Source organism: Bradyrhizobium sp. (genome assembly GCF_052389815.1).
GTDB lineage: Bacteria > Pseudomonadota > Alphaproteobacteria > Rhizobiales > Xanthobacteraceae > Bradyrhizobium.
Genome location: NZ_JBQTHN010000153.1, coordinates 1 through 14,236, shown reverse-complemented (window position 1 = coordinate 14,236; position 14,236 = coordinate 1). Strand labels below are relative to the sequence as shown.

The 14,236-nt window shown below is 65.4% G+C and carries 13 protein-coding genes; 7 read left to right on the top strand and 6 right to left on the bottom strand.

The features are described from left to right. Positions 1 to 20: 20 nt before the first annotated feature. Both ACT4OC_RS23885 and ACT4OC_RS23880 read left to right on the top strand, forming a co-directional pair. Positions 21 to 242, top strand: a complete 222-nt coding sequence (locus ACT4OC_RS23885; RefSeq protein WP_444841506.1) for a hypothetical protein — start codon at positions 21 to 23, stop codon at positions 240 to 242. Positions 243 to 348: 106 nt separating this feature from the next. After that, positions 349 to 678, top strand: a complete 330-nt coding sequence (locus tag ACT4OC_RS23880) for a DMT family transporter (protein ID WP_444841505.1) — start codon at positions 349 to 351, stop codon at positions 676 to 678. Positions 679 to 721: 43 nt separating this feature from the next. On the opposite strand, the gene ACT4OC_RS23875 is transcribed toward ACT4OC_RS23880, so the two are convergent. Further along, positions 722 to 1,003: a GIY-YIG nuclease family protein gene (locus tag ACT4OC_RS23875; protein ID WP_444841504.1), complete on the bottom strand. Its 282-nt coding sequence runs from the start codon at positions 1,001 to 1,003 to the stop codon at positions 722 to 724. A 191-nt stretch (positions 1,004 to 1,194) separates the two neighbouring features. On the opposite strand from ACT4OC_RS23875, the gene ACT4OC_RS23870 reads away from it, so the two are divergent. Continuing rightward, complete coding sequence (locus ACT4OC_RS23870) at positions 1,195 to 1,626, top strand: hypothetical protein (RefSeq protein WP_444841503.1); 432 nt, start codon at positions 1,195 to 1,197, stop codon at positions 1,624 to 1,626. Positions 1,627 to 1,828: 202 nt separating this feature from the next. Here ACT4OC_RS23870 and ACT4OC_RS23865 read toward each other — a convergent pair whose 3' ends face one another. Together ACT4OC_RS23865 and pyrE are read right to left on the bottom strand one after the other, a co-directional pair. After that, the gene (locus ACT4OC_RS23865) at positions 1,829 to 2,623 is read right to left on the bottom strand and encodes a DUF2865 domain-containing protein (protein ID WP_444841502.1); all 795 of its coding nucleotides are present in this window, start codon (positions 2,621 to 2,623) and stop codon (positions 1,829 to 1,831) included. Between the two features lie 314 nt (positions 2,624 to 2,937). Further along, entirely contained in the window at positions 2,938 to 3,501 is a 564-nt protein-coding gene (gene pyrE / locus ACT4OC_RS23860; RefSeq protein WP_444841501.1) for an orotate phosphoribosyltransferase, read from the bottom strand. Between the two features lie 186 nt (positions 3,502 to 3,687). Between pyrE and ACT4OC_RS23855 the strand changes: the two genes are divergently transcribed. Further along, the gene (locus ACT4OC_RS23855; protein ID WP_444841500.1) at positions 3,688 to 4,314 is read left to right on the top strand and encodes a glutathione S-transferase family protein; all 627 of its coding nucleotides are present in this window, start codon (positions 3,688 to 3,690) and stop codon (positions 4,312 to 4,314) included. Between the two features lie 115 nt (positions 4,315 to 4,429). Here ACT4OC_RS23855 and ACT4OC_RS23850 read toward each other — a convergent pair whose 3' ends face one another. The 3 genes from ACT4OC_RS23850 to ACT4OC_RS23840 all read right to left on the bottom strand — a co-directional run bounded on the left by ACT4OC_RS23850 (position 4,430) and on the right by ACT4OC_RS23840 (position 9,444). Beyond that, positions 4,430 to 5,062: a LysE family translocator gene (locus tag ACT4OC_RS23850; RefSeq protein ID WP_444841499.1), complete on the bottom strand. Its 633-nt coding sequence runs from the start codon at positions 5,060 to 5,062 to the stop codon at positions 4,430 to 4,432. A 99-nt stretch (positions 5,063 to 5,161) separates the two neighbouring features. Further along, positions 5,162 to 8,191: a DNA polymerase I gene (gene polA, locus ACT4OC_RS23845; RefSeq protein WP_444841498.1), complete on the bottom strand. Its 3,030-nt coding sequence runs from the start codon at positions 8,189 to 8,191 to the stop codon at positions 5,162 to 5,164. A gap of 194 nt (positions 8,192 to 8,385) precedes the next feature. Continuing rightward, positions 8,386 to 9,444 carry an acyltransferase family protein gene (locus ACT4OC_RS23840; protein WP_444841497.1) on the bottom strand — a complete coding sequence of 353 codons (1,059 nt, stop codon included), beginning with the start codon at positions 9,442 to 9,444 and terminating at the stop codon, positions 8,386 to 8,388. A 168-nt stretch (positions 9,445 to 9,612) separates the two neighbouring features. On the opposite strand from ACT4OC_RS23840, the gene ACT4OC_RS23835 reads away from it, so the two are divergent. From ACT4OC_RS23835 to ACT4OC_RS23825, 3 genes are all read left to right on the top strand, one after another. Beyond that, positions 9,613 to 10,932, top strand: coding sequence for a UDP-glucose dehydrogenase family protein (locus tag ACT4OC_RS23835; protein ID WP_444841496.1), 1,320 nt, complete (start codon positions 9,613 to 9,615; stop codon positions 10,930 to 10,932). A 186-nt stretch (positions 10,933 to 11,118) separates the two neighbouring features. Beyond that, positions 11,119 to 13,593, top strand: coding sequence for an ATP-dependent helicase HrpB (gene hrpB / locus ACT4OC_RS23830; protein WP_444841495.1), 2,475 nt, complete (start codon positions 11,119 to 11,121; stop codon positions 13,591 to 13,593). A gap of 128 nt (positions 13,594 to 13,721) precedes the next feature. Continuing rightward, on the top strand, positions 13,722 to 14,236 hold a 515-nt coding region (locus ACT4OC_RS23825; protein WP_444841494.1), incomplete at its 3' end, for a TIGR02281 family clan AA aspartic protease.

Below are 14,236 nucleotides of genomic sequence, written 5' to 3'. Positions count from 1 at the left end.
GATCGAGGAGGATTATGGCCATGAAACTGCTGATCGAAATCGCCGCCGCCGCTCTCCTGATCGTCTGCATCAGCGTCACCAGCGCCGCCTTCGCGGGCCCAACCGCCGATGGACTGACCTGTTCCTTCAGCGTCGCCAAGGGCGCCTCGCCCGCCGCGCGCTGCGCCGCCATCAAGCGGCAGTGCGGCGGCAAGTTCTATGCGAACTATTGCGGCGACAATCTGCTGTCCGCGGTGAAGTAAAGAGCTGATCTTCGCGACGTGAGATGATGGCGTGACGGCTTGTCACGCCCCTGCCATCAAATCAGCATAGAGGGCGAACCCTCCGTCCTCTGCCGCTGCAGGCCGCATGACTTATTTCTATCTTGCGCTCGCCATCGTCGCGGAAGTCGTCGCGACGACGTTCCTGAAACTGTCGGATGGATTCAGCAAGCCGCTGCCGTCGGCCGTGACCGTGCTCGGCTATGCCGTGGCGTTCTATTTCCTGTCGTTGACGCTGCGCAGCCTGCCGACTGGGATCGTCTATGCCGTGTGGTCCGGCGTCGGCGTCGTCCTGATTGCCACCATCGCCTGGGTATTTCAGAGCCAGAAGCTCGATACCGCCGCCCTGTGCGGCATGGGCCTGATCGTGTCCGGAGTGGTCGTGATCAACCTGTTTTCCGGTGCTTCCACACATTAAAAAAGTCGCCCCGGCGAAGGCCGGGGCCCATAACCACGCCTGCCTAAAGTAGGTGGGACAGGTCCCTCCAATCCGGATTGTCCTCCTCGATCAGCCGGATTTTCCAGTCGCGGTGCCATTCCTTCATTTGCTTCTCGCGCTGAATGGATTCCAGCGGCGTCGCATACTCTTCAATGTAGACGAGCCGGGTCACCCCGTACCTCTTGACGAACTGTGACCCCTTGCCTGTGCGATGCAGTTCGAGCCGGGAGCGCATATCGTTGCAGACGCCGATGTACAACGTGCCGTGTTTCTTGCTGGCGAGGATGTAGACGAAGTAGCTCATCGGTTTCGTCGCTCGTTCGCGCGGTTTGCCCCATTGCTCGCATCGTGGTTATGGGCCCCGGCCTTCGCCGGGGCGACAATATCGGGTATTAGAACGAATTAAGAACACTTTAGCAAGTCTTTGATATATCATAGTGATTCGGCGCGTTGCCGACACAACATCTATGGTCTATTCGGCCTAGCGAGGACTACATGTCCACCATCGCCTTCGATCAATTCGCGCTCACGCGCATTGCCGACTTCGCCCGCACGCTGTCGCGGCTGCATCAGGCCTCGCGCCGGCAGGCGATCGACGACGACCAGATCGACCGCGAGTTCAACGCGGTCTGCATGTCGATCTGGGGCTACACGTCGGACGACATCAGCGACGATCTCTTCTCCAACGAGGATCACGCCTTCCTGGATTCGCTGGACGAAGCGCATGCGCGCCTCTTCGCGGCCGAGCAAGGCTACGACCTCGTCGACGACCAGGGCATGCTGACGGACTGGTGGGGCTTCTGCTGGATGATCCTGGCCGAGAAGCGCGGCCTGCTGACGGCCGAAAACCGCGCCGCCGCCCGCGCGGCGATCGAGGAGAAGTATCTCGCCGCGCCGAACGTCATCGGCGTGATTGTCGGGCGGTGACGCATCCGTCATTGCGAGGAGCAAAGCGACGACCCGTCCACGCTTGCTCCGCAAGCTACGCCGGGCTGGGAGTCCGCCGAAGCTCAGAGAGCGAAGGCGGAAGCAATCCATCGCGCCGCAAGCGGAGGCATGGATTGCTTCGCGGAGCCTGTCATCCGGCGGCGCTTCGCGCCGACCGGGTGGCTCGCAATGACGGCTGGCGTCAGTTCAATTCCGCCCGCTTGGCCTTCGCAGCGGGCACGGTTGTCTTCGGCACCGTTCCGACCGCCGGCGGATCGTCGCGCAGCTGCGGCGGCGGGGCGTCTGCAATCACCTCCGCGTTGACGGGCGCGACCTTGATTTCACCGAGGCGGGCGCGCACTTCCGCGGTCAGGCCCGGATAGGACGACACCGGCGTGAACTCCGCGGTCTGCTCGTTGCCGACGCGGATGCCGGAATAGGCGACCAGCCCGCTCGTGGTCGCCAGCACGTCGCCCGGCCGCAGCGAGCCATCCAGCGAAATGTCGATCGGCGCGAGCCCGCCGGGATCCTTGCCGTTGCAGGTGCAATCCGCGCGCAGCGCCTTGCGATAGGCAAAGGCGGTTTCGCTGCTCGCGTAGCGCTCGCCGGTCGCCGACGTGGCGTAGTCGATATTGCTGCCGAAATAGACCTTGGTCGCGCTCGCCGGGCAGAACGCCTGGCACAGCTGCGCGGGCGTGGCGTTGCCGCGGGCATGAATCGGAAAATACTTGCCGTCACAGCCGCGCACGCAGAAGGCGGGGCCGGAACCGGCGACGCGCGGGGCTGGAGGTGCAGCCTGCTGGGTACCGAAGGGATCGGCAAAGAAGTTGGCCTGCGGCGGCGGGGCCTGGCGCGTCTGCTGCCTTTGGCCGAAAAAGAAGTCGAACAGGCCCTCGGCCAGCGCGGCGCCCGGCACGGTCAGGATAGTGCCGGCAAGGACGGCGGCAGCCAGCAGCGCCCGGCGCTGTCGCGGCCGAAAACTCAACTCTGTACGCAACGCTTACTCCACCCGACGCAACGCAACGGCCGAGGCCAACACGCGGCTTCGGCAACGATTCACCATAACGGCGGATGGTAAATGAGAGGTGAGTGAGCGGAGGCGACTGAAAAAGAAGTGAGAGGCGAGACCGAGTTCTCTCAACTCGTCATGGCCGGGCTTGACCCGGCCATCCACGACTTCCTTGCCGGTGGTGCCGGAGACGTGGATGCCCGGGTCCCGTCTCCGCCAAGGCTCCGCCGGGGCCACGAACTCACTCGGCCCGCCGGAGCTTTAGCGGAGGCGGCAAGCCCGGGCATGACGACGGAGAGAGCTCAGCCCTTCAAGAACTCACCCGCCTTGTACAGCGAGCGGAACGGCAGGCCTGCCTCCTTGAACGCCTCCGTCGCGCCTTCCTCGCGGTCGACCATGGTGAACACCAGGACCACGTCGCCGCCGGCCTCGCGCACCGCTTCCACCGCCTTCAGCGCCGAGCCGCCGGTCGTGGTGACGTCCTCGACGATGACGATGCGCTTGCCTTTCAGGGTCTCGCCCTTGGCGAGCCCTTCCACTGCCAGCCGCGCGCCGTGCTCCTTCGGCTTCTTGCGCACGAAGAAGGCCGCGATCGGATGGCCCTTGAGCCAGGAGAGTTGCGCGATGGCGCCCGCCAGTGGGACGGCGCCCATCTCGAGTCCGCCGACGAAATCGAGCTTGTCGTCCTTCAGCGCTTCATAGGTCAGCTCGGCCAGCAGCGCAGCTCCCTCGGGGTCGAGCATGGTCGGCTTCAGGTTGAAATAGAAATCGCTCTTGCGGCCCGAGGCGAGCGTGATCTCGCCGCGTCCGAAGGAACGCTTGCGGATGATTTCGGCGAGGCGGGCGCGGGAAGCTGATTTGGACACGGTGTTTTCCGGCTGTTTCGAAGGTGGCGCAATCTATCGGCGCTCTCCTGCACATTCCAGCCCGATCAGGTTCCATCAACAGCGGCCGTGGGACGCGGGTGGCCGGGACCCCTGCGCGGACCGTGCCTTGTAAGGCAGCCCGGTTCCGGGCTAGGGGAGGCGCAAGCACCTCTGGGGGAAACGGGAATGACCATCGAGCTCCACACCTGGAACACGCCGAACGGCCGCAAGATCTCCGTCGCGCTGGAGGAAATGGGGCTGCCCTACAAGGTGATCCCGGTGAACATCAGCAAGGGCGAGCAGATGGCGCCGTCTTTCCTGGCGATCAGCCCCAACAACAAGATCCCCGCCATCGTCGACCCCGACGGCCCGGAGGGCAAGCCCGTCAGCGTATTCGAGTCCGGTGCGATCCTGCTTTATCTCGGCGAGAAGACCGGCAAGTTCCTGCCCAAGCCGCTCGCCGAGCGCATCCCGGTCTATGAATGGCTGATGTGGCAGATGGGCGGCTTCGGCCCGATGCCCGGCCAGGTTCACCATTTCATTGCGCTCGAGAACGAGCAGGATCGCGCCTATGGCCTGAAGCGCTACATGGCGGAGACGCGGCGTCTCTACGGCGTGCTCGACCGGCGCCTCGCCGGCCGCGAGTTCGTCGCAGGTCCCCTGTCGGTCGCCGATTTCGCCATCCTCGGCTGGGCCTGGCGCCACCCGCGCCACAAGGTGGAGCTGAAGGACTTTCCGAATGTCGAGCACTGGTACAACCAGCTGATGGCGCGCCCGGCGACCAAGCGCGGCATGGAAGCGAAGCTGGATTGAGATTCCGGTGTCATTGCCGGGCTTGACCCGGCAATCCATCCGCTTCGAAATATTCTTGTCTGCTGCCGCAGACGATGGATGCCCGGGTCAAGCCCGCGCATGACGAGTGGAATGGTTAAGCCCGCTTCTCCAGCGCCATCTTCACGGCAAGCCCGGCCAGCACCGTTCCCATCAGCCAGCGCTGCACCAAGAGCCAGGTCGGCCGCGTGCCGAGAAAGACCGCGATCGAGCCTGCGGCGAGCGCAATCAGCGCATTCACGCTGACGCTGATCGCTATCTGGATCGCGCCGAGAGCGATCGACTGCCCCAGCACGCTTCCCTCGGCGGGATCGATGAACTGCGGCAGCAGCGCCAGATACAGCATCGCGATCTTCGGATTGAGCAGGTTGGTGAGCAAGCCCATGGCAAACAGTTTGCGCGGGCCATCCACCTGCAGCCTCCTCACCTGGAACGGCGAGCGGCCGCCGGGCTTCAGCGCCTGCCACGCCAGCCACAGCAGATAAGCCGCGCCGGCAAGGCGCAGCGCGTCATAGGCGAAGGGAACGGCGAACAGCAGCGCGGTGATGCCGAACGCCGCGCACAGCATGTAGAACACGAAGCCGAGCGCGACGCCGCCGAGCGAGACGATTCCGGCGGCGGGGCCTTGCGTGATCGAGCGCGAGATCAGATAGATCATGTTCGGTCCCGGCGTCAGCACCATGCCGAGCGAGACCAGGGCGAATCCGATTAGGGAGGCGTGCGAGGGCATGCACGCGTTCTAGCGCGCGCCGCGGCGGCGCGTCATTCAGCAAATTGCACGGAGTGCAATTTGCAGCGGCTCCTCAAGATGGTCCGGGTAACGACTTTGCTAATGCGCCTCGTCCCAGTTGTTCGCCGCCCGCGCATCGACCTGCAGCGGCACCGACAGCAGCACGGCCGGGAAGGGTGCGTCCTGCATGACGTGCTGCACCACCGGCAGCGTGGCCGCGACCTCGCTGTCCGGCACCTCGAAGATCAGTTCGTCATGCACCTGCAGCAGCATCTGCGCCGACAGCTTCTTCTCGGCCAGCGCATCCTCGACGCGGGTCATGGCGCGGCGGATGATGTCGGCCGCAGTACCCTGCAGCCGCGCGTTGATCGCGGCGCGCTCGTTGAAGGCGCGGACTGAGGCGTTGCTCGCCTTGATTTCCGGGTAGTGGCACTTGCGGCCGAACAGCGTTTCGACATAGCCGTGCTTGCGGCAGAATTCCTTGGTCTCGTCCATGTAGGCGCGGATGCCGGGGAAGCGCTCGAAGTATTTCTTGATGTAGGCGGAAGCCTCCTCGCGGGCGATGCCGAGCTGGTTGGCGAGGCCAAACGCCGAGATGCCGTAGATGATGCCGAAATTGATCGCCTTGGCGCGGCGACGCACCTCGCCCGGCATGTCCTTGATTGGCACGCCGAACATTTCGGACGCCGTCATGGCGTGAATGTCGAGGCCGTCCTTGAACGCCTGCTTCAGCTGCGGAATGTCGGCGATCTCCGCCAGCAGCCGCAGCTCGATCTGCGAATAGTCGGCCGAGACCAGCTTGTGCCCGGGCGTGGCGATGAAGGCGCGGCGGATCTTGCGGCCGTCCTCGGTTCGCACCGGGATGTTCTGCAGGTTCGGCTCGTTCGACGACAGCCGTCCCGTGGTGGTCGCCGCCAGCGCATAGGTCGTGTGCACGCGATGCGTCTGCGGATGCACATAGTTCGGCAGCGCGTCGGTGTAGGTCGATTTCAGCTTGGAGACCTGCCGCCACTCCAGGATCTTCCTCGGGAACTCATGGCCCTGCTCGGCGAGGTCGTCGAGCACCTGCGCCGAGGTCGACCACGCGCCGGTCTTGGTCTTGGTGCCGCCGGGCAATCCCATCTTGCCGAAGATGATGTCGCCGAGCTGCTTGGGGCTGCCGACATTGATCGGCTCACCCGCGAGCTCCTGGATTTCCGCTTCGACCCGCGCCGCGGTCTGGGCGAAGTCGCCTGAGAGGCGCGACAGCACCTGGCGGTCGATCGAGATGCCGCGCCGCTCCATCCGCGCCAGCACGGAGACCAGCGGCCGCTCCAACGTTTCGTAGACCGCGGTCATGTGCTCGGCGACGAGCCGCGGCTTCAGCACGCGCCAGAGGCGCTCGATTACGTCGACGTATTCGGAGGCATATTCGGCCGCCTTCTCGATCGCCACCTGGTCGAAGGTGAGTTTGCCCTTGCCGCTACCGACCAGCGGGCCGTACTCGATCACGGCGTGCCCGAGCCAGCGCTCGGCGAGCGAGCCCAGCGCATTGGAGCCGCGCCCGGCGTCGAGCGCATAGGCCATCAGCTGGATGTCGTCGGCGTTGCGCAGCGTGATGCCGTGCTGGGCCAGCACCACCGCGGTGAACTTGATGTTGAAGCCGACCTTCATGATCCCTGCGGATTCCAGCAGCGGCTTCAGCGCGGCCAGCGCCTCGGCCGCCTTGACCTGATCCGGCGCAAGCCCGGCATCGAACAGCCCGGCGCCGCCGCCGGACTGCTTGTGGCCGAGCGGCACATAGGCCGCATCGTTCGGTCCCAGCGCCAGCGCGAAGCCGGAAATCTCAGCCTGCATCGGATCGATGGATTCCGCCATCGCATCGATCACGACATGGCCGGCGTCCGCGGCGCGCGCGAGCCAGGCCTTCAGCGCATCGAGGCTGCGGATGGTCGCGTATTTCTTGCGGTCGACCGGAATCTTCTTGATCGCCTCGGCGCGCGCTTCCGCGAGCGATACCGGCGTGCCCTTGAGACTCGAGGACTTGTCCTGCCTGTCGCCGGACTTTTTGGCCGCGGGAAGCGGCTTGTCGCCGGGAAACAGGTCGTCGGTTGTCTCCACAGGCTTCGCCGCTGTCGGCGCAGCCCCGGCTCCGTTCTTGCCGCCGATGTCAGGCGCAATTTCGGACGGATCGATCTGCGAATACTCCGCGACACGGCGGGTGAGGGTCGAGAACTCCATCGCCTTCAGGAATGCGATCAGCTTGCGCGCATCGGGCTCGTGCACGGCGAGATCGTCGAGCGGCACTTCGAGATCGACCTTGTCGTCGAGCAGCACGAGCTTGCGCGAGATGCGCGCCTTCTCGGCGTTCTCGAGCAGCGCCTCGCGCCGCTTCGGCTGCTTGATCTCGCCGGCGCGGAACAATAGCTGCTCCAGGTCGCCATATTCGACGATCAGCTGCGCCGCGGTCTTGATGCCGATGCCGGGCACGCCTGGCACGTTGTCGGTGGAATCGCCGGCCAGCGCCTGCACTTCCACCACCTTCTCCGGTGGTACGCCGAATTTCTCGATCACCTCGGGGATCCCGATGCGGCGGTCCTTCATGGTGTCGTACATCACGACCTTGTCGGTCACGAGCTGCATCAAATCCTTGTCGGATGATACGATCGTCGTGGTTGCACCGTGCTCGCTGGCCTGCCGCGCATAGGTCGCGATCAGATCGTCGGCCTCGAAACCCCCCTGTTCCAGGCAGGGCAGGTCGAACGCGCGCACGGCGTCGCGGATCAGGCCGAATTGCGGGATCAGGTCATCAGGCGCCGGCGGCCGATGCGCCTTGTAGTCGGGATAGAGCTTGTTGCGGAAGGTCACCTCCGACTTGTCGAACACGATGGCCAGATGCGTCGGCCGGTTGTCCGGCGGCATGTCCCGGAGCAGCTTCCACAGCATGTTGCAGAAGCCCAGCACGGCGTTGACCTGCAGCCCGTCGGACTTGCGGTTCAGCGGCGGCAGCGCGTGGTAGGCGCGGAAAATGTAGGAGGAGCCGTCGACCAGGAACAAATGGTCGCCCTTGGCGAGCGATTTTCCGGCGACCGGCCTGGGAGCGGACTTGGCGGCGGGTTTTGCGGCGGCTTTGGGGGCTGTCTTCGGCATGGCCGAAAGTTAAGGATTTTTGCGCGGAATGACAGTCTTGACCGGCGAATTTTAGCCCGGTCATCGCGACTTTCCCCACTGTCGTCACCCGCGAAGGCAGGGTGACCCAGTATTCCAGAGACCGTAGTCTTAGAGCCGAGAGAGCCCGGCGTACTGGGTCGCCCTGTCGAGCCGGGCGATGACAAGTGTGGCTGCTACTCCGCCGCCTGCAGCACTGCACCGGGCTTCTTCGGCGCGATCCAGAACGCATCGGGGCGCTCGAACAGGAAATTGGCGTGTGCGGCCAACGCCACGCGCCAGATCAGGAGCGCGCCGGCGATGCCGGCACAGGTGACGATCAGGGAGACGGTGCCGATATCGGAGATCACGCCGGTCTTGAGCAGCAGCGTCCGCGTTGCCGCCATCGGCAGGAAGAAGGCGAGATAGATGACGATCGAATGCTCGCCGCAATAGCGCAGGAAGTCGAGCCAGCGCATGTGCGCGAGCAGCGTGCCGGCGACGATGATGGCGGATGCGCCGGCCAGTCCCAGCGCCAGCGAGATCGCGGGCCGCTCGCTGTAGCCGTATTCGACCAGCACGCCATTGATCAGCGCCCAAAGCACGAGCGCGACGACCGCAAGCGCTGGATTGCCCCGCGCGCGATCCGACAGCGCGAACACGTAGGATGCCAGCCAGTAGCCGACGAAGAAATAGACGAACCGGGCGCAGAACTCGTCGATCGCCGTCCAGCCGGTCGCGATAGGCGCGCTCTCCAGCAGCGCGGCAACAACGAAGATCGCAAGCGGCGGGATTCGACGTGTCAGTTTTGTGACGACGAAGAAGACCGGCAGCAGATAGATGAACCACAGCGTGCCGAACGGCTCGACGAAGGATTCCAGATAGAGGTAGCCGACATGCGCCCAGCTCGACTCGGCGGCGAGGCCGGGCGCCTTGAAGCCGAACTGGATGGCCGCCCAGAGCACATAGAAATAGGCGAAATGCACCACCTTGCGGTCGAGATAGGTGCGCCAGTCGCGGTCGATCACGACCGAGAGGAAAAGCCCTGAAATCAGGAAGAAATCCGGCATCCGGAACGGTGTTGCGAACGTCACCAGGGCGTGCATGAAGCCGGTCTCGCCGGCCGCCTTCTCGACCCCCAGCACCGAATGCATCATCACGACCATGACGATGCAGATGCCCTTGGCATAGTCGACCCAGTCCACGCGGCTGGCCGCGGGACGGTCGGGCGTGGCGGATGTGCCGTTTGGAGTCATGGCTGTCCTGTTTCGGTGCGGCGAGGGCTCATCTTCGGCCGGATCGGTTTCTTTCTCCTTTATTCATACAAATGACATGCCGCTTTTTGCGAAACCGGGGCCTTCCCATCAGCCGTCGAATTTCCTAAAGACCGGGCGCGTTAACCATCGAAAAAGCAGGTTCTTTCCATGCGAATTGCCATGATCGGCACCGGCTATGTGGGACTGGTTTCCGGCGCCTGCTTTGCCGATTTCGGCCACCAGGTCACCTGTGTCGACAAGGACGAGGGCAAGATCGCCAGCCTCCGCCGCGGCGAGATCCCGATCTTCGAGCCGGGGCTCGATGCGCTGGTGGATTCCAATGTGAAGGCGAGGCGGCTCGATTTCACCACCGAGCTGAAGGCGCCGGTTGCGGAGGCGGACGCCGTGTTCATCGCGGTCGGCACGCCGTCGCGGCGCGGCGACGGCCATGCCGATTTGAGCTACGTCTACGCCGCTGCGCGCGAGATCGCCGGAGCGCTGGCAGGCTTTACCGTGGTCGTGACCAAATCGACCGTGCCGGTCGGCACCGGCGACGAGGTCGAACGCATCATCCGCGAGGTCAATCCGTCCGCAGATGCCGTGGTCGCGTCCAATCCTGAATTCCTGCGCGAGGGTGCGGCGATCCGCGACTTCAAATTCCCGGATCGCATCGTGATCGGCACGTTGGACGAGCGGGGCCGCAAAGTGCTGAGCGATATCTATCGGCCGCTATCGCTCAATCAGGGCCCCCTGATGTTCACCCAGCGCCGCACCGCGGAGTTGATCAAGTACGCCGCGAATGCCTTTCTCGCCACCAAGATCACGTTCATCAACGAGATTGCCGATCTGTCGGAAAAGGTCGGTGCCGACGTGCAGGAAGTCGCGCGCGGCATCGGACTGGACAACCGCATCGGCTCAAAGTTCCTGCATGCCGGTCCCGGCTTCGGCGGCTCGTGCTTCCCCAAGGACACCCGCGCGCTGGTAAAAACCGCGCAAGATCATGATGTCCAGCTTCGCATCGTGGAAGCCGTGCTCGGCGTCAACGACAACCGCAAGCGCGCGATGGCGCGCAAGGTCGCGACCGCGGTCGGTAACAGCCTCCGCGGCAAGACGATCGCGGTGCTCGGGCTCACCTTCAAGCCCGATACCGACGACATGCGCGAAGCTCCATCGATTCCGCTTGTGACGGGCCTGCTCGACATGGGCGCCAAGGTGCGTGCCCACGATCCCGCAGGGATGGAACAGGCGAAGAAGGAGCTGCCGGACATCGAATATTTCGATGATCCCTACGCCTGCGTGAATGGCGCCGACGCCATGGTGCTGGTCACGGAGTGGGTGCAGTACCGGGCGCTGGACCTCGACCGGCTCAAGGCCACGCTGGCCCGGCCGGTCGTCGTCGACCTGCGCAATATCTATCGTGCCGAAGACATGGCCGCCCACGGTTTTGTCTACGAGAGCGTCGGCCGCGCGTCCGAACCGAAGGTGTGAGGCATTGTTGTCATACCCCGCGACCCGTCACCGCCAGGGCTTCGCCGGGGTTATGTGAAAAAAGGGCCCGCCGGAGCTTTAGCGAAGGCGGCAAGCGGGGTATCCAGTACGCACGATCTTCGCGATCAGCGAAGCCCTGAGTTTACTGGATCACCCGCCTTCGCGGGTGATGACGAGTCCCACACCTTGCCCCGCCATTTCGACACGCCCCTGCCGATCGATGCCGTGCTCGACGAGCTCTCGCGCACGCTTGTCGTCCGCAACACGGCCGTGCTGGTGGCCCCGCCGGGCGCCGGCAAGACCACGCGTGTGCCGCTGGCGCTGCTCGAGGAGCCCTGGACGAAGGGAAAGAAGATCATCGTGCTGGAGCCGCGGCGCATCGCCGCGCGCGCCAGTGCGGAGCGTATGGCGAAGACGCTGGGCGAACGCGCCGGGGAAACCGTCGGCTATCGCGTGCGCTTCGGCTCGAAGGTGTCACGTGCAACCCGCATCGAGGTCGTCACCGAAGGCATCTTCTCGCGCCAGATCCTGGACGATCCCGAGCTGAACGGCGTCGCGGCCGTCCTGTTCGACGAATTCCACGAGCGCTCGCTGGATGCCGATCTCGGCCTTGCGCTGGCGCACGACGCGCAAACCGGCTTGCGCGAGGATCTGCGCATCCTCGTGATGTCGGCGACGCTCGACGGCGCGCGGATCGCAAAGCTGCTCGGCGATGCGCCCGTCGTTGCCAGCGAAGGCCGCGCCTTTCCGGTCGATACCCGCTATCTCGGCCGCAAGCCAGACGTCCCGCTGGAACGGCAGATGGCGGAAGCCATCGCAACCGCGCTTCGTGCCGATCCCGGTTCGGTGCTGGCCTTCCTGCCTGGCGCCGCCGAGATCCGCCGCACCGAGACTTTCCTGAGGGAGCGCGTGCAGGATGCGTCGATCGAGATCGTGCCGCTGTTCGGCGCGCTCGATGCCGCCGTGCAGGACCGCGCCATTGCGCCGGCGCCGAGGGGCACGCGCAAGGTCGTGCTGGCGACCTCGATCGCGGAGACCTCGCTGACCATCGAGGGCGTACGCATCGTCGTCGATTCCGGCATGGCGCGGGTGCCGCGCTATGAGCCCGACATTGGCCTGACGCGGCTCGAAACCGTGCGCGCCTCGCGCGCCGCCGTGGACCAGCGCCGCGGCCGTGCCGGCCGCACCGAGCCCGGCGTGTGCTATCGGCTGTGGGACGAACCGCAGACCGCTTCGCTTGCCGCCTACACCCAGCCGGAAATCCTGTCCGCCGACCTGTCCACGCTGGTGCTCGATCTCGCACAATGGGGTGTGGCGGATCCTCACCAGCTCGCCTTCCTCGACCCGCCGCCGGCGCCCGCACTGAAGGAAGCAAGGAGCCTTCTGAACGAGCTCGGCGCGCTCGATGCCGACGGCCGCATCACGGCGGAGGGCAGGAGCCTGCGCGCGCTGGCGCTGCCGCCGCGCCTTGCGCGCATGATCGTGGATTCCAACCGCTTCGGGTCGGGCGAGGAAGCCGCCGAAATCGCCGCCGTCCTGACCGAGCGCGGTCTCGGCGGCGACAGCGCCGATCTCGATGCGCGGCTGGATCAATTTCGCCGCGACCGGTCGCAGCGCGCCTCGAGTGCCCGCGATCTCGCGCGGCGCTGGGCGCAGCAGGTGGCATCCGCCGAGAAACCGAAAGGTGAAGGCGATCTGTCCACTGGTGTGATGCTGGCGTTTGCCTTCCCCGACCGCGTCGCCCGCAACCGCGGCAATGGCAGCTTCGTGCTCGCCAACGGCCGCGGCGCCGCCGTGGAGCAGACCTCGTTGCTGGCGCGCGCGCCGTACATTGCCGTCGGAGAGCTCACCGGCACGGCCGCCAGCGGTCGCATCCTGCTGGCGGCGCCGATCACGCAGGACGAGATCGAGCATTATTTCGCCGACCAGATCGAGAGCGCCGAGGAAATCACCTTCGACCGTGGCGCCATGGCATTGCGTGCGCGCCGCAAGCGAACGCTGCATGCGGTCACGCTGTCGGAAGCGCCGATGGCACTGTCGCCTTCGGCTGAGACCGCAAGGATTTTCGCCGATGGCCTGGTCGCCGCCGGTCTCGACAAGCTGCCGTGGTCGAAGGCGCTCAAGCAGTGGCGCGACCGCGTTATGTTCCTGCGCAAAGCCGAGGGCGAAAACTGGCCCGATCTGTCGGATGCCGCGCTGGCGGCGACCAGCGGCGACTGGCTCGCCCCGGCGCTCTACGACAAGACGTCGCTGAAGGAGTTTTCCGCCGGCGACCTTTCCGACGCGGTGACGAACCTGCTGCCGTGGGATTTGCGCGCGCGGCTGGATCGCGAGGCGCCGACCCATTTCGAGGCGCCGACCGGCACCATGCTCGCCATCGACTACGAGGCCGATCAGGGCCCGACCATTGCCGTGCGCCTGCAGGAACTGTTCGGCCTCAACACTCATCCCTCGATCGCCAAGGGCGCGGTTCCGCTGGTACTGGAGCTGCTGTCGCCGGCGCAGCGCCCGGTGCAGGTGACGCGCGATCTGCCCGGTTTCTGGCGCGGCAGCTATGCGGCCGTCCGTTCCGACCTGCGCGGCCGCTATCCCCGCCATCCCTGGCCGGAAGATCCCGCCAGCGCCATGCCGACCCGCCGGGTCAAGCCGCGCGGCACTTGAAGACAATCCGTTAACGCTTCGCTCATCCTTTTCGCCAAAATGGCAGCCCTCGACTTTGTGGATTAGTCGCGGTTTGGCCGATGGCGTGGTGAGATCGGGGGTCCTTCGAACCCCGCGTGAGTGGCGTGATGCGTAACATCCTGTTTGCTGCCGCAGCGATTGCCGGCGCCGGCGTCTTCATGGCCCAGATGGCGGACCGGATGGCGACGGCTCCTGCGCATGCCAATGCGCCGCGCAAGGAGGCGACCGTCGGCGCTGCCATGGCGCCATCGGGCGGCCGCAGCATCTCGATCCCGCGCGACGCCCGCGGCCACTTCCAGACCGACGCCCGCATCGACGGCCAGCGCATCGATTTCATGGTCGATACCGGCGCCTCCGTCGTCGCGCTGAACGAAAAATCCGCTGCCCGCTTCGGCCTGCGTCCCTCACGCGGCGACTACACCGCCACCGTCGCCACCGCCAACGGCACGCTGAAGGCCGCCCGCGCCCGCATCGCCATGATGGATGTCGGTGGCCTGGTCGTCCGCGACGTCGAGGCCATGGTGCTGCCCGACGAAGCGCTGTCGGAAAACCTGCTCGGCCTCTCGTTCCTGTCCAAGCTGAAGCGCTTCGAATACGCCAACGGCCGGCTGGTAATGGAGCA

Excerpts from the sequence above, each read along its gene's own strand:
- ACT4OC_RS23840 (WP_444841497.1), bottom strand. The coding sequence starts at position 9,444 with ATGACTCCAAACGGCACATCCGCCACGCCCGACCGTCCCGCGGCCAGC.
- ACT4OC_RS23870 (WP_444841503.1), top strand. The coding sequence starts at position 1,195 with ATGTCCACCATCGCCTTCGATCAATTCGCGCTCACGCGCATTGCCGAC.
- ACT4OC_RS23855 (WP_444841500.1), top strand. The coding sequence starts at position 3,688 with ATGACCATCGAGCTCCACACCTGGAACACGCCGAACGGCCGCAAGATC.
- ACT4OC_RS23885 (WP_444841506.1), top strand. The coding sequence starts at position 21 with ATGAAACTGCTGATCGAAATCGCCGCCGCCGCTCTCCTGATCGTCTGC.
- ACT4OC_RS23850 (WP_444841499.1), bottom strand. The coding sequence starts at position 5,062 with ATGCCCTCGCACGCCTCCCTAATCGGATTCGCCCTGGTCTCGCTCGGC.
- polA (WP_444841498.1), bottom strand. The coding sequence starts at position 8,191 with ATGCCGAAGACAGCCCCCAAAGCCGCCGCAAAACCCGCCGCCAAGTCC.
- ACT4OC_RS23880 (WP_444841505.1), top strand. The coding sequence starts at position 349 with ATGACTTATTTCTATCTTGCGCTCGCCATCGTCGCGGAAGTCGTCGCG.
- ACT4OC_RS23875 (WP_444841504.1), bottom strand. The coding sequence starts at position 1,003 with ATGAGCTACTTCGTCTACATCCTCGCCAGCAAGAAACACGGCACGTTG.
- ACT4OC_RS23835 (WP_444841496.1), top strand. The coding sequence starts at position 9,613 with ATGCGAATTGCCATGATCGGCACCGGCTATGTGGGACTGGTTTCCGGC.